Genomic DNA, 16,601 nt, shown 5'->3' with positions numbered 1-16,601 from the left:
CTCAGGTAAAAGATAATGATGCTGGAAGGAAAGTTGTTACGGATGGGATTATTTAATATAAGGTGGTGTGGGCTTTACCAATCACCTAGTCCACAAATCTATTATGTTCAGTAGACTAGCGGGTTTAAATATGGCTGTCAATAAAGGCAGTTAATTGTGATTTTGATAAAGCTCCGACTTTGGTAGCCTCGATATTGCCGTTTTTAAACAGCATCAGAGTCGGGATACCGCGAATACCGTATTTCGGCGGTGTTAGCTGATTTTCGTCGATATTCAATTTAGCTACTTTAAGGCGTTCACCATATTCGCTCGCAATTTCGTCGAGTATCGGCGCTATCATTTTACAAGGGCCGCACCATTCCGCCCAGTAATCCACCAGCACGGGAGTTGTCGACTGCAAAACTTCCGCATCAAAATTAGCATCAGTAACGTAATGAATATGCTGACTCATATGATCCTCATTCAATTATTCAGTATTAAGAAGAGTAAACCTAATTATCTCAAAGATTGGTTTACGGGATTGATTGGAATAACGCTGCAAAATAGTGGTATAAAACTAAATTGTTATGCTATAGAAAAAACTGTTAAAAGGGAAGTAGCTTTTTAAAATAGCGCCCGGAAGAAACCCGGGATATTGTCTCACATTCGCAGGAACCGGAACCGGACAATCATCCTTCCAATTGTTGAAATGCCACAATATGGTCGGCTTCGAGTCTGATCCCTATTTTCCCGCCGATCGCATGATCATGGTGGCTGGGGACGAGCGCAAGCACTTTAGCTCCGCCCGCCAGACGCAACGTATACAAAATCTCCGCGCCGCGAAATGCCTTATGAACCACTGTCGCCTGCATCGCGCTGCTATCGTCATGCACAATATCATCCGGACGCAGCAATACATCGACGCTACACCCGGCCTCGCAGTGCTGCGGAATTACTCCGTTTAATACGCCCAATTCAATTTCAACCTGTTGTGCATTGATCACTTTGCCGGGAAGAAATACTCCCTGACCGATAAAGTTAGCCACAAAACGATTAGCCGGACGGTGATACAGATTGAATGCCGTATCCCACTGTTGAATCTCACCGTGATTCATCACGCCGATCTCATCGGCAATCGCAAACGCCTCCGCCTGGTCATGCGTCACCAGAATCGCGGTGGTTCCTTGCTGTTTGATGATCTCGCGGACCTCCATGCTCAGCCGTTCGCGCAAACTCACATCCAGATTGGAAAACGGTTCATCCAGCAACAACAGATCCGGTCCCGGCGCCAGTGCGCGCGCCAGCGCAACGCGCTGCTGCTGCCCGCCCGATAATTCATGCGGATATTTCTTCGCAACGCTGGCCAGATGCACGACATGCAGCAATTCTTCAACCCGCCGCTCACGTTCCACCCGCGTTAACCGGTGCAGACCGAAACCGATATTGGCAGTCACATCCAGGTGCGGAAACAACGCATAATCCTGAAACACCATGCCGATCCGCCGCTGTTCCGGCGGCACGAAGGAATCCGCACTGCTTACACAGGCACCATTGAGCACGATTTCTCCGCCCGCAATCCGCTCAAAACCGGCGATACAGCGCAAGGCAGTGGTCTTGCCGCAGCCACTCGGACCGAGTAAACAGCCGATCTGCCCCTTCTGCAATTGCAAAGATAAGTTACGGATAACGACCTGCTCGCCATACGCTTGCACAACGTGATTCAGTTGCAGCAACCCTGTACTCATCGGTTTACTTCTCAGTTTGTCGCATAAACAAGAAAATCGGAATCAGCCCGGCCAGCACCAGCGTAACCGCCGGCAACGCAGCCTGCTCCCATTGCCCTTCGGAAGTCATTTCATAAATTCGCACCGCCAGTGTATCCCAGCCAAAAGGCCTCGTCATCAGCGTAATCGGCATCTCTTTCATGACATCGACAAACACCAAAGTCGCCGCTGTGAAAATTCCCGGTTTCAATATCGGAATGTGCACCTTCCGGATCATCGCCCAGCCATGCAACCCGAAACTCATCGCCGCTTCGTCGATATTAGGCGTAATCCGTTGCATCGCGCCATCGATCGGGTAATGGCTGACCGCCATAAAGCGGATCAAATAGGCAATCAACATAATCATCAGCGTGCCCTGGATCAATTGCCCTGTCTCGATTTGCAACCAATTCATCATCCATTCGCTGAGCCGCCCATCGAGCCAAACCAGCGGCACATACACGCCAATCGCCAGCACCGTACCGGGCAATGCATAGCCGATCGTGGCAATGCGAATCGCATAGCGCGTCGCTGGACTGGGATAACGCCGTGCCGCATAAACCATGGCGATGACAACCAAGCAGATCAATAAAGCCGCCAGACCGGACAACGATAGCGAGTGCCAGAGAAATTCCAGATAGCGGGCCACGTCATAATCTTGCGTAAACGATCGCATCGCCCACTGGCACAATTGCAACACCGGCAGCAGAAATGCCAGAAACAAGACACTCAGGACAAAACCGGTCACCAGCCAGTTATGCCATCCCATCAACCGGATACGCTGCGCACGTTCGGTTCTTTTGCTTTCCGCATAGCGCATACGCAACCGGAACTGCTGTTCCAGCACGATCACAACAAAAATGATTAGAATCAATAAAGAAGCGAGCTGCGAAGCCGCGGGCAGTGAAAACATGCTGAACCACGCTTTGTAAATTGCGGTCGTGAAGGTGTTGTAATTAAACACCGCCACGGTGCCGAAATCCGCCAACGTTTCCATAAGCACTAGCATCACGCCTCCGGCTATCCAGGGCCGTGCCATCGGCAATACCACTTTGAAAAATCCTTGCTTACGGTTGAGGCCCAGCGATTGCGCCACCTCCAACGAGCGTTTGCCTTGACTCAGAAAAGCATTGCGCGCCAGTAAATAAACATAGGGATAAAAAGCCAGCGTCATCACCACAATCACACCCGCCCTGCCGCGAATATCCGGAAACCAGGACAAATCCGAATCCAGCCAGGCGCGCAATACAGTTTGTACCGGACCGGTAAAATCAAACAGTCCCAAAGCAACAAATGCCGTGACATACGCAGGCATCGCCATCGGCAACAGCAACGCCCAGGAAAAGAACCGCCGCCCGGTGAAGTCATAAACTGCGGTGAGCCACGCCAGACTGATGCCCAATAGCGCAGTCCCACTGACGACACCCAAGGCAAGCCAGAACGTGTTGATCAGCAGTTGAGGAAGGGTCGTTTCAAGCAGATGCTGCCAAACATCACTGGCCGGTGCAAAAAAAGCGGACACGATCACGCCCACGGGCGCCAGTACCAATGCAGCGGCTATGAAAGGAACTGAGCGCCAAATGGCCATGACATGTTTGTGAAGAAACGGAACGAAAAAACTGGCGTAAGAAGCTATTGTTTCCTAGCGCTTCTACGCCGCATTGATCTTTGTAGCGGCCGTACCTTTTTACTGATATCCCGCCCGGTCCATCAGTTTCACGGCGGTGGTCTGCAATTCGCCGGCTTTAACCAGATTCATCGGATTTTGCTTGAAACTGCCCCACGCCGCGACAAACGGATCCGCTGCAATCTTTGGATTGACCGGATATTCCATATTCACATCGGCGAAGAGATTTTGCGCTTTGTCGGATGACAGGAATTCCAGCAATTTAATCGCAGCTTGTGCGTTACGGCCATGGCGCGTGACACCGGCGCCGGAAATATTGACATGCACGCCGCCATCATTCTGATTCGGCCAGAAAATCGCCAAAGGCAAATTCGGGTCTTTTTTCATCAACCGGCCATAGTAATAAGTATTGACCACCGTCACATCGCATTTACCAGCAGCGACGAATTCCAAAGCCCGGGTGTCATCGGATAGCGGATCGGTCGCCAGATTGGCCACCCAGCCTTTGACCATTTTCTCGGTCTCGGCTTCGCCATGTCCGGCAATCATCATCGCCACCAGGGATTGGTTATACACCTTCTTCGATGTGCGAAGACACAGCCGTTTGTTCCATTTCGGATCGGCCAGATCTTCATAAGTTGAAAGCTCTGATGGCTTCACTTTCTTAGTGTTATAAATCAGTGTACGTGCCCGGATCGACAAACCGAACCATTCCTGTTGAGGGTCACGCAAATGCGCCGGGATATTGGCTTCCAGCACGTTCGATTGCACCGGCTTCAGCAAGCCTGCCCGTGCCGCCGCCCAAAGATTACCCACATCGGAAGTAATCAGCAGATCCGCTGGCGTGTTTTTTCCCTCCGCTTCCAGCCGGGCAAGCAATGCGCCTTCATTATCCGTGGTGTATTTGACCTTGATCCCGGTTTCCTTGGTAAACGCGTCAAACATCGGTTTGATAAGTTGCTCAATGCGCGCGGAATACACAACCACTTCCTCGGCATGCGCCAGCGGTGCGATCAGAGAAGAGAAAAGAAAAAAAACGGCAAAATAAAAACGGCTTACATTCGATTTCAACATGAAAAAATTCCAGGCAAAAAGATTCATCAAACGAATTAATTATTGAGGGTTACTATAGTATGAATAAGAATAATTATCAATTAAATACCATGAACTCAAGGTTTAAAGAACGCAATTAATTTTCAACCGCAGGCTCGAACCATGAATTCAGTTCTTTGCGCCCGACCAGTGGCAATTTGAGCGCGAGTGGATCGAGATCGACACCGAACGACAATCCTAGCAGGTTCAACTCGACACCTTCCACCGCGCTGACCAGTACGCCCAGCAAGCCAAAGATGGAAACCTGGAAGCCGCTGCCGCTCGGTGCTTGCGAAACCAGCCGGTACCCCAGGTAATCCTTACCGATCGCGGTGGGCGGCAGATCCAATTGCAATTCCGGGACAGCCCGGGAAATCCAGGCGGTAAAGGTATTGGAATTGGGGCCGGGCCAAATCGTGTAATCCTTTGCATACGGGTAACTGCGTGCCGCCTGGTCAATTTTTCCGATCAGCGCGTCCACGCCGTCACCCCGTTTTTCCAGCAGAAGCTCCGGCATATTGCCATACCAGCGCCGGTCCGGCACATTCTCATGAATCACTACCACCGGGAGCTTACGGCGCTGCAACCAGCCGATCACTTCATAAATGGTGTACGACTGTGCCGCCGAGGGTTTCACCGCAATCCAGGTATGAATCCCGAAGTAGCCGCGCCAGCTGAATGCGCGCGCGCCGTAAACCTGCACAATCGCTTCCGGCGTCGATGTAGGATCGGGCGCCAAACCCACCGGTTCACGGCTCGCGTTCCACCAGTATTGCGCCCGTGCGCGATCCGGAACAACCGTCAGCACGATCAGACCCACAGCAAATAAGAGGAAAACTACGGTTAAAGTGCGCTTCACTGAGTGATTCAACTGATTAGGGATTAAAAATGATGCAATCTTGGAGCATTGAGATGGATCGCAGTATATGCGAAATCCGCTTTACCGATGTATTTCCATGGCCAACTCATTACCGCCCGCTGCGTTTTCCCAATATGTCCGGCAAATCCCGCACAAACCGGCCCGCACCCGCCATCTGCCGCCGCAGCATGACCCAGTCTTCGGCGCGCTTTCTGGCACCCAGGCAGCGCATTAGCCGCACCCGCAACGCTTCGTCCTGATGATTCAGAATCGCGGCCCAAAGGGTATCGTCGACATTATAAACTTTACCCGTCAGCAAACAGACAGGAATCACCTGCTCAACCGCTACCGCCAGATCAGCCGCGATAACCCGCACCGCTGCGGCGATATGGGTTGCCTTGCTGCTCGCCGGATGCGTCAGGTCGTACGGCGGCTGCCATTCGTTGACCGGCCGCAGGCGATCGATAAAACTCGCCACCACCAGTAGCGGCGGCGCACGGCGGTCCGTGCGCGCGGCTTGGGTGGCGCGCAATACGTCCAAACAATCGCGCTCAATCTGCCGGTCGGGCCGGTTGGCCGGACTCAGCCACAAAATCAGATCGGCATTTTCTGCCGCAACCAGCATCCGCTGATGATCAAACAATGCACTGTCACACCCCGGACTATCGAAAATCAGCGCTTGCGTCAAACCTTCGCGCGATAAAGCAAACGGTTTAAGGGCTTGCGTGGTGTCCGGCAGCACATCGGCAGCTGTCGTCAATGTGCCAAATAATGCATTGATCAGGCTCGATTTACCCGAGTTGGACCGCCCCAAAACGAGAATGCGCAACGGCTCAACAGCAGGTTTTGCGGTTTCTTCGACCTGCCCCAGATCGGCTTTGGATTCCGGGGTTGGCGCAGTCATGAATTCTTCATCGCCTAACGGCAAACGGCCGCTATACAGATCAATCGCGTAGTACCCCACTTTGCACACATAGGTACGCAAAAACCAGCGGTGCAATTCATCCTTGGCCTGATCGAAACTGCGCTCGCGCAAATGCCGCCACGCTTCGCTCAGCAAAGCATTGACCGGATTGATGAGCAGGCTGCCGGCGCGATAGATACTAAACAGCCGTTCCACCTTAGCCTTCCAGCGCTGTATCCGGAACAAATCGCCAATGGTCAGGCGATTGCTGAACGGTATTTTTTCCGCCACATCCTGGCGCAGATCGCGGCTCGCCCGCTCGATAATCATCAAGGTATGCGGTATGGTCAGTTCCAGCAACGGTTTTTCGACATCCGGGTGATAACAATGCGCGACCGTTTCCATCGTTTTCTGCCCCAGCACCAGCACCCAGGTACCCTCCTCGATCGGCCAATCCTGCGGATTACAGGTCTCGGCCAACGCTTCAACTTGCTGCCAGACCGCATCCGCGCTCGGCGGCCAATCCGGATTAGGTTCGGTGGCCGAATCCGTTAACAATTGCCGCTCCTGCCGCACCAGCCAATACTGCAAGCCGTACCCCAGGCCGCCGCACACCACCATGGCAATCAGCCAATACTGCAAATAACCGCCCTGCCACAGCCAGAAGAAGCCGAATCCCAACAGCGCCAGCAGCGGCAACAGCATCAGGATGAAAACCAGTAACCGCAGCGGATTAACAGCGGGCAGTGGTGCTTTCATCCGGATTTTCCCCGCAGACGGTCTTTGAGTATCGACGCGCTGCGTTCCAATTCTTCCGCATAAATCTGCCGCAAGGTATCCGCATCCACGTTCAGGCCGTCCTTGCGCCGCGTAAAGAAATAGATCGCCGCCTTGCCCAGCGCGTACGTGGTCGCACCGCTGGAACTGGCGCCCCATAACGCCCCCACGGTCTGTCCCCACACCGGTATGAATTTGGTCGCAGCACGGGTCAATAGCCGTGCCAGGTAACCGGAGGCAATTCCCGCGCCCGCCAAACCGATAAATTCCGTGACGGTGCTTTTATCCCAGCGCTGCCCGTACAGCAACGCCAGACTATGCAACAATTTTGCCTGCACCGCCGACACCGCGACCAAATCCACCACCGGCAAAGCACCCAATCCCGCCGCGGTCAGCGCATAACCTGCGATATGCTGATGCGCGGTGCGCGCGTAGAGATCCTGCACTTCCTGGTCACCGCTCAGCTGATGCTGCAAACCCAAGGATGTCAGCGCTTCGATTGCCTGCCACAACGCTTCCAAGCCATAATCCGGCGGCGCAAATCCATCTTCCGGCAATGTCAAATCGACCGCCACCCAGCGCACCGGGGCAAAACCGGGCAGTGGCTTCAAGGCAGCGCGCTGCGCCAGCAGAGCGCGGCGCAAATCGAGCGGAATGGAATCAGGCAAAGGATCGTTGGCATACGGCCACGGCTGAATGTGCGCAAATTGGCCGGGATACAGTTCATGCAAACCGGTCTGCACGATCAGCAACGGCCATTCCGGATGACGCCGGCGGATCGCTTGCAATACATCGAACACCGCAGCCTGATGCACATCCGCCACTTTCATCACCGCCACCAGCAAATGCGCCTGCGCTTCACAATAATGCATATCGTCGCCGGGATCGTACGCCACTTCACCCAGACCACGCGTATCGAGAAACCGCACCACCGAGGCTTCAGCCGGAAAATCGTAAAACTGCGCACTACGCGTGCACGGTTGAAAACCGTTGCCGATTTCCGCCGCCGGACTGCCCGTCAGTGCGCGGATAATCGATGTCTTGCCGGATTGCGTTTTACCCAGTAGCCACAATACCGGCACCGGCATCTTCGCGCGCGCCTCGCGCAACGATGCCTCCAGCAGGGACTTGTCGACACTGGGCTCCAGCAGCGCGGTACGAAGCTGCTCCCAGTAATTGCGCCAGTCTGTCAAACCGTTCGGTCTCATCATGCCAGCATTTTATCACTACCGCTTAAACAATGATTTCTATCGATTCATTCCAAACACGACTCAACCGGCAACAATGCCATCCATTTAACCGGTGGTGACAATTTCACTCGTAAAGTAAGAAAACTCTGAATCCGTTCGCTTGGTTCTATTAAGCATTATGAATTTCTTGCAGAAATTGCTCTTGAGTACCTAGTTGCCACACATATCCTGCCGTCAGGGCATTTAAGATCGACTAACTTGATGATCCGACTATGTTTAATCCGAGTTCATTATTTCATGTAGGAAAATTACTATATAAAACTATTTTTTTCTTCATTTTTACTTACATCAACCGCTAATAAGAGTGTGCTGGCATATAGGAACCGGTCCCAGTCATTCGGCATGATTCCCTTCAGAATATAAAAAAATCATTATAGTTAATTGATTTTATTTATTAATACTATAAGACTATTAAAAATGATTAAAGCTTCATGGATAGACCTCTGTACCGCAACTCTCCCGACCAACGCCTTTACATACGTTACAGCTGCTGCAAATGTTCCATTGAATGACGGTCAGGTCTTAAAAACAATCAGCGGTAAAACTGCACGCCATGCGCAACCGGGCAGTTTCAACAACGGCGGTTCAATCCAATGACGACGACCATCACTTCGGCCACGTACAACGCCAACAATAACAAGCTGATTGTCACCGGAACCAATATGGCGGCCACCGCCGGGCCGCTCAATGACATTGATGTATCGAAACTGACTCTGACCGGACAAAGTGGCGCAACCTATACCCTCACTTCAGCGAATGTCGAGCTCGATTCCGCCACGCAATTCACCATTACGTTGAATGCGGCCGATCAAATCAACATCGAAGGTTTGCTGAACAAGAACGGCACGTCCTCGGTCGGCGGCACTACCTACAATATCGCCGCGGCGGCTGACTGGAATCCGGCGCAAAGCGGCAACGCCGACACCACGGGTAACGGCGTTACCGTCAGCAATGTGCAAATCCCAACAATTAGCTCCACGACATACGATGCCAGCACCGGCACGTTGACCGTCTCCGGATCGAACTTTGTCAAAGCCAGTGGTGCGGCCAACGACATCGATGCTTCGCTGTTCACTTTTACCGGCGATGGCAGCGCCACGTACACGCTGATCGATACCAGTGATGTCGAAATTACCTCCGCCAGCTCATTCACCATAACACTCAGCAGCACGGATAAAGCCGCGATAAGCCTGATTCTCAACGAAGATGGCGGCTCTTCAAACGATGGTACTTCGTACAACCTGGCCGCAGCGGACGACTGGAATACGGTGATCGGCAATACTAATATTGCCGATACGTCCAACAGCATTACAGTCTCGAATGTTCCTCCACCGGCGATCACCTCGGCTACCTATGATATAAGCAGCCATATCTTAACCGTCACCGGAACCGGCTTAATACGAAAAGGCGGGCCGAACAATGATATCGATGTATCGAAACTCACTCTGACCGGAAAAGGCGGCGCAACCTATACCCTCACCTCCGCGCAAGTCGAGATCGATTCCGCCACGCAATTCAACGTCACGCTCAATGCTACCGATCAAGTCAATGTGGCAGGGTTACTGAACAAGAACGGCACTGCTTCGACGGATGGGGTCACTTACAATATTGCAGCAGCGGATAACTGGAGCCGGGAATTAAGCGGTCACGCCGACACCACGGGTAACGGCATTACCGTCAGCAACGTGCAAATACCTGCGATTACCTCAGCAACGTATAATGCCAGCACCGGCGCACTGACCGTCACCGGCTCGAACCTGGTCAATGCCAACGGCGCGGCCAACGACATCGTCGCATCGAAGTTCACGTTCAGCGGCGAAGGCGGCAGCACTTACACGCTCACGGATTCAGCTAATGTCGAGATCACTTCCGCCACGGCATTCACGATCACGTTGAGCGCCACCGATAAAGCCGCCGTCAACCAGATCGTCAATAAGAATAGCACCAGCTCTACCGGCGGCACGACATACAACCTAGCGGCTGCGGAAGATTGGGCTGCCGGTGCGGATGCTGCCGTTGTCATCGCCGATACCACCGGCAACGGCATCACCGTGTCGAATGTTGCCGCACCGGCGATCACGTCGGCGACGTACGATGCCAGCACAGGCATTTTGGCCGTCACTGGCTCCGGCTTCCTGAAAGCCAGCGGCGCTGCCAACGATATCATCGCATCCAAGTTCACGTTCACCGGCGAAGGCGGAAGCACTTACACCCTGACCGATTCCGCCAATGTAGAGATCACTTCCGGCACGGCATTCACGATCACATTGAGCGCCACCGACAAAGCTGCTGTCAATCAGATCGTCAACAAAAACAGCACCAGCTCAACCGGCGGCACCACGTACAACCTAGCCGCAGCAGAAGATTGGGCGGCGGGTGCCGACAGCGCCATCGTCACCGCCGATACCAGCGGCAACAGCATCACCGTGTCGAACGTTGCAGTACCGGCGATCACATCGGTCACCTACGACGCCAGCAGCGGCGCATTGATCGTTAGCGGTAGCGGATTCCTGAAAGCCAGCGGCGCGGCTAACGACATCATCGCATCCAAGTTCACGTTCAGCGGCGAAGGCGGCAGCACTTACACTCTGACCGACTCCGCCAATGTAGAGATCACTTCGGGCACGGCATTCACGATCACGTTGAGCAGCACCGACAAGGCCACCGTCAACCAAACCATCAACAAAAACGGCACTTCCTCGACAGACGGCACCACGTACAACCTGGCAGCGGCAGAAGATTGGACCGCCGGTGCAGATGCCGCCGCCGTCACCGCCGACACCACCGGCAACGGCATCACTGTCTCAAATGTTGCAGCACCGGCGATCACATCGGCCGCCTATGATTACAGCAGCAATGTGCTGACTATTACCGGCAGCGGTTTTCTTCAGAAAAGCGGCGCCAGCAACGACATCGATTTATCCAAGCTGACCATCACCGGCGCGAGCGGCGCAACTTACACGATCACCAGTGCGGCGAATATAGAGATTACATCCGGGACTTCGTTTTCAGTGACGCTGACGGATGCGGATTTGACCAATGTCGAGGCATTACTCAATAAAAACGGCGCATCCGCAATCGGCAGCACGATCTATAACCTGGCCGCCGCCGAGGATTGGGCGGCCGGTGCGGATAGCGCCGTTGCGGTCGCCGATCTGACGGGTAATGGCATCACGGTCAGCCACTATGCCGTACCGATGATTACTTCCGCAACGTTTGACGCCAGCACCAACGTGCTGACAGTCAGCGGATCCAATTTCGTTTCCAACAGCGGCGCCAGCAACGATGTGACGGTTTCATTGTTCACGTTAACGGGCGAAGGCGGCAGTTACACGCTGACTTCGTCCGCTGTCGACGTGACTTCAGCCACTGCCTTCAGCATCACACTCAATGCCGCCGACCAATTGGCGGTTCACGGATTGTTGAATAAGAATGGCACAGTTTCTTCCAGTGCAACGGCCTACAATATCGCCGCAGCTGAAGACTGGATGGCTGGCAGCGCAGCTTCGCTGACAGTCGCCGATCTGACGGGTAATAGCATCATCGTCAGCAATGTGCAGACACCGGCAATTACATCGGCCGCTTACGATTCCGACACCGGTATTTTGACTGTGACTGGCAGCAATTTCTTCAAAAAGATCGGCACCGATAACGACATTGATATTTCCACGCTCACCTTGACCGGCGGAACTGCGAACACTACCTACACGATCACCAGTTCCTCGGACGTTGAAATCACATCCAGCACATCGTTCAGTGTGACGCTGTCCGGCACGGACAAAATCGCTGTCGATGCCCTGCTGGATCAAACCGGGACTGCATCTTCCGGCGGTTCGACCTATAATCTCGCAGCTGCCGACCACTGGCTGAGCGCCGCCGATAGCGCGACTGTCATCAGTGACACCACCAATGCGATTACAGCAACGGTTTCGCTCAATCCGCGCATCATTTCGGCCACGTACGATGCCGCGTCCGGAACCTTAGCGGTAACCGGCATCAATCTGCAAGCCAACGGCGGGGGAGCCGACATCGATGCTTCCCGGTTCACGTTCAGCGGTGAAGGCGGCAGCACTTATACGCTGACCGATTCCGCCGATGTCGAAATCACCTCGGGTACGGCATTCACACTCACACTGAGCGCCACCGACAAAGCCGCCGTCAACCAGATTATCAACCAGAACGGCACTGCCTCCACCGGCGGCGCTGTCTATAACTTGGCAGCTGCGGACGATTGGGATACCAACGTCACCAGCGGGAACACCGCCGACACCACTGATAACGGGATCACCGTATCGAACGTCGCCGCACCGTCGATCATCTCGGCCAGTTATGACGCCAGCACCGGCACATTGGCAGTCACCGGCAGCGGTTTCTTGCAGTTGAACGGCACAAACAACGATATCGATGCCTCCCAGTTCACTTTCACCGGTGAAAGCGGCGATAGCTATACGTTAACCGGCTCCGCCGATGTCGATATCACGTCCGGCACGGCATTCACCATCACATTGAGCAGCAACGACAGAGCCGCCGTCAATCAGATCGTCAACAAAAATGGCGCTACTTCGACCAACGGCGCGTCGTATAACCTGACCGCCGGAGAAGATTGGGCCGCAGGCGCAAGTGCTGCGGCCACTGTCGCCGATGCGGCCGGTAACACTGTCATGACTTCCAACGTAGCGGCGCCGGTAATTACATCGGCCACTTACAATACCGGCACTGGCGTGCTGATCGTCACGGGATCGGGATTTTTAAAAGCCGGTGGCACAGCCAACGATATTGATGCCTCGAAATTCACATTTACCGGTGAAGGCGGCGCAACCTATGCTCTGAGCGATACCGCCGATGTGGACATTACTTCCGGTTCCACATTTACCTTAACGTTAAGCAGTACCGACAAGACCGCGGTCAATCTGCTGTTGAACAAGGCCGGTACGGCTTCCAATGATGCGACAAGTTACAATCTGGCCGCCGCCGAAGACTGGGCGGCGGGCGCGGATGCCGCCATCACAATCGCCGACACCGGCGGCAACGGCATTACCGTATCGATTCCACTCTCTCCAGGAGGAGGAAGTGGTGGAGGTGGAAGCGGCAATGACGGCACCACGACCACAATCGTCGATGGCACCATCATCACGACAACCACACAATCGGATGACACCGTCGTCATCAACGTCCCGGTTATTCAGCCTTCGCGGCAAGACGATCCCGCTTCGCTATTTTTTACGCACGCGGATATTCCGGTCGCAGCGGATACACAGGGTGACCACCTGCTGATGGTCAGCTTGCCTGCGGGTTCCGGATTAACCACCACTGACTGGACACAAACACTGGATCCGGTGCAAGCCGAAGCAGACATAGCCACCGCACTGGCACATATGAACGGCTTGAGCAGTGACACTGTCAACGACCTGACCGCCAAAGCCAGTGCGTTTTTAGCACAACTGCCGGATGGCAATCCTCTCAATATTCATAGCGTGACACTGCGTGTTGCAGGCGATCAGCCGCCAGCGCTTCCAATTATCATTAGCCACCCTGCTGCAAACACCGCTAGCAGCATGCTGGTAATCGACGCTCGTCAGCTGCCCCTGGGCACCATTATTCAACTGGATAATGTGCGTTTCGCATCGATTGTCGGCGCTGCCAGAGTTACCGGCGGTAATGGTAAAAGTTTTGCCGCGGGTGACAATCGGGATCAATTCATCGTGTCCGGCGGCGAAGACGATATTTTGTCCGGTGGCAGCGGTGATGACACCATCGGCAGTCTGGACGGCAACGATCAAACTTCCGGCGACGCCGGTAACGACACGGTGTACGGCGGCACTGGCAACGATGTCTTAAACGGCGGTAGTGGAAGTGACCGGCTCAATGGCGGCTTTGGTTTCGACAGCGCTATTCAGGCCGGGCAGTTATCCGGTTACTGGGTTGCGGTAGCCGGTAATACGGTCACGCTGACGCAGACGAATGGCGAAGCCGATACGCTGACCGATGTCGAATCAGTCCGGTTTGTCAGCGGCCCGAGTCTGGCGATTGCCTACTCTGAAACTGAAGCGGTTGCGCACCATCTGGCCAGAACCTGGCTGGGGCGTGATTTGACGGTTGCGGAAGGCAGCGCGGTGCAAAACTGGTCCGGTGCGACTGCTGCGGATATTTTAGCGGCCTTCCACAGCTTGCCGGAAGCTGTGCCATTTCTCAACAAAACCGGCAGTGAACTGCTGACCGGCTGGGATACCGATCCGGCGATTATCCGGGTCGATGCAGTGCGTGACGTCACCTTCGGCGGTGAAAACAATCAGGGCTATTTGCCGTCCGGGCTGGCCATCAATGCGGATGGTGGCGCAGGCTATGATGTCTTGCGCATGCCGGGCGGCCGTGACGGCGTGCACCTGGAATTTTCCGGTGATCGCCTGGAACTGACGCAACTCAGCGACGGCGCTATGTTCAGCTTGAGAAACACCGAAATGATCGCATTCGACAACCATGAAACCGTCGTGATCGCGCATAACCAAACCGAAGGTATTCTGGCGCGCCTGGTACACAGCTTCTTTAACCGCGATGCCACCATAGCGGAATGGCAACTCGGATTCGAAACGCTGCAACAGCCTTACGATGCCGATGCGATTCTGGATTGGTTCCAGCAGAACGCCGGTTTGCAGGAGCTATCCGATACCGATTACATCCGGACGGTCTACAACCACACGCTGAACCGTCCGGCGACGGATTCCGAACTCAGTGCGCAACTGGCCCGGCTCGAAAGTAACGCAATCGATCGCAACTGGCTCACCGTTGAAATCGCACAAAGCGATGAAGCTGCAGCGCATTTGGTTGGCAGTGTGATGCTGCACGAAGGCTGGATATAAACGTACCGGCTTCTCAATGCGGCGCCTGAAACGGCACGCCGAGAAAATGCCGCCGGTTGAATTCCGATTCATTCAGCGCTTTATCATAGCGGGCGAATGCCGCCACTTCATCGGACGGAGACGAGGTACTGCCCGAAAACGTAATCAGCCCGGTGCGAAAGCGGCGCAAATCGGCGCAGCGCTCCACCGCCTGGGCAACGGTCATATGCCCGCTTTTCATGCCCAATTCCTTCAGGCTTTCCATTTTGATCCCGAGCTGCACAGTGGACGGATGAATACCGGCGCTGGTGATCGATTTCAGAATTTGCACATGGCGTTTCGTCAAAGAATCCTGCACAGGAGCAGATTTTTCTGTTTTCTTTCCGCCACCGGCCTGAAACCCTTCGTCGTAAGCCATGATCCGCGCAATCACATTGGCGCGCCCCGTGGCCAGACCAAGCGGCTGCACCCGGGTGTGGCCGAAAATATAAACACCATCATCAAACTTGCCGGACTTGGCATCCACAAACGCAGCCGTGGCGTACGACACAAACCGTTTCTTGGTAATCAACAGTTGCGCCAGCGTGTGATACAGAATGCGTATATTATCCGCCGCGGCTTGTTCTTTTTTGGCGGCCGGATCGGTCGATGTGGGTCTCGCAACCACCCAGTCCTTGATCGTTTTACCCTGCTTGAACCAGGCTTTCATGGTATCGCTCTGTTCACTCGGACCGATACCGTTCACCTCAATATCGAAACCGACGCCATCGAAATCCCAGGTATCGAGCACATCGCGGATGCGGTTGGCGTGATCGGTCATATCGGAACTCCGTGACGTAATGAACGACACAAAATTGCCCTGCGTCTGATTGCCGAAATCGTCACGCACTTCATAACCGGCAGTGACTTGAATGCCGAGCGAATGACAAGCACCGATCAAGTTCTTGAGCGCCAGCTCAACAAAATTCCGTTCCTTGCCGGGTTTATTGCCGACCGCGTGGCCGAACACGGCCAGCTCCGGTGAGAGATCGACCGACCCGTCCGGTCTTCTGCTGATCGTGGCGATCAGCGAAATATCATCCAGGCCTGCGCAAAATTTACTCATGAACGATTCATACTGCTGCGCCGATGGAATCTGCCCTTCGATTTTGTGCGCGACCGCCACACGCTTGGTGAAATTGGCCAATCCCGTCCACAGCGACAACCGGGATCGCGCCGAAACGACAACGCGCAATGGCGTACCGGCTTCGACCTTGGGAATCAATGCCGCCTGACCCGCCATGCGCCACGCATACGGCACATTCAACACACGCCGGCGGATATCGGCTACGCTCCACGGATCGGTAGTGCCGCTCGACCACTTGCAGGAACCATTAGCATCGGGCTGCAAAACCTGAGACTCATTAGCGCCGCGAAATACCACCACTTCGTTGTTCTTCCAGCCGAACGCCGCCTCCTGTGCCGACGGCTCAACAAACGATGCATCGGCAAACTGCACTTCAAAATCGGCCATG

9 protein-coding genes are annotated in these 16,601 nt (G+C 54.4%); 1 reads left to right on the top strand and 8 read right to left on the bottom strand.

Going from position 1 to position 16,601, the window contains the following annotated elements; genetic code table 11:
• Positions 1-124: 124 nt before the first annotated feature.
• From trxA to R2083_RS03560, 7 genes are all read right to left on the bottom strand, one after another.
• Entirely contained in the window at positions 125-451 is a 327-nt protein-coding gene (trxA, locus tag R2083_RS03590; RefSeq protein WP_108697359.1) for a thioredoxin TrxA, read from the bottom strand.
• Between the two features lie 217 nt (positions 452-668).
• The gene (locus R2083_RS03585) at positions 669-1,724 is read right to left on the bottom strand and encodes an ABC transporter ATP-binding protein (protein WP_317537547.1); all 1,056 of its coding nucleotides are present in this window, start codon (positions 1,722-1,724) and stop codon (positions 669-671) included.
• Between the two features lie 4 nt (positions 1,725-1,728).
• Positions 1,729-3,330 carry an iron ABC transporter permease gene (locus tag R2083_RS03580; protein ID WP_317537546.1) on the bottom strand — a complete coding sequence of 534 codons (1,602 nt, stop codon included), beginning with the start codon at positions 3,328-3,330 and terminating at the stop codon, positions 1,729-1,731.
• A 99-nt stretch (positions 3,331-3,429) separates the two neighbouring features.
• Positions 3,430-4,443, bottom strand: coding sequence for a Fe(3+) ABC transporter substrate-binding protein (locus R2083_RS03575; protein ID WP_317537545.1), 1,014 nt, complete (start codon positions 4,441-4,443; stop codon positions 3,430-3,432).
• A 115-nt stretch (positions 4,444-4,558) separates the two neighbouring features.
• Positions 4,559-5,320 (bottom strand): DUF3750 domain-containing protein, encoded by a 762-nt coding sequence (locus tag R2083_RS03570; protein ID WP_317530109.1) that lies wholly within the window; start codon positions 5,318-5,320, stop codon positions 4,559-4,561.
• Positions 5,321-5,429: 109 nt separating this feature from the next.
• Complete coding sequence (locus R2083_RS03565; protein WP_317530108.1) at positions 5,430-6,983, bottom strand: GTPase family protein; 1,554 nt, start codon at positions 6,981-6,983, stop codon at positions 5,430-5,432.
• Complete coding sequence (locus tag R2083_RS03560) at positions 6,980-8,212, bottom strand: YcjF family protein (RefSeq protein WP_317530107.1); 1,233 nt, start codon at positions 8,210-8,212, stop codon at positions 6,980-6,982. The genes R2083_RS03565 and R2083_RS03560 overlap by 4 nt, the downstream gene beginning before the upstream one ends.
• 632 nt (positions 8,213-8,844) lie before the next feature.
• Here R2083_RS03560 and R2083_RS03555 point away from each other — a divergent pair.
• On the top strand, positions 8,845-15,108 hold the full coding sequence (locus tag R2083_RS03555; RefSeq protein WP_317537544.1) for a DUF4214 domain-containing protein: 6,264 nt from the start codon (positions 8,845-8,847) through the stop codon (positions 15,106-15,108).
• A gap of 13 nt (positions 15,109-15,121) precedes the next feature.
• Here the strand turns inward: R2083_RS03555 and R2083_RS03550 are convergent, their stop codons facing one another.
• Positions 15,122-16,600, bottom strand: a complete 1,479-nt coding sequence (locus R2083_RS03550; protein WP_317537543.1) for a hypothetical protein — start codon at positions 16,598-16,600, stop codon at positions 15,122-15,124.
• Position 16,601 lies beyond the last annotated feature (1 nt).

This window comes from Nitrosomonas sp. Is35, from assembly GCF_033063295.1.
GTDB lineage: Bacteria > Pseudomonadota > Gammaproteobacteria > Burkholderiales > Nitrosomonadaceae > Nitrosomonas.
This window is presented reverse-complemented; position numbering and strand designations above follow the sequence as displayed.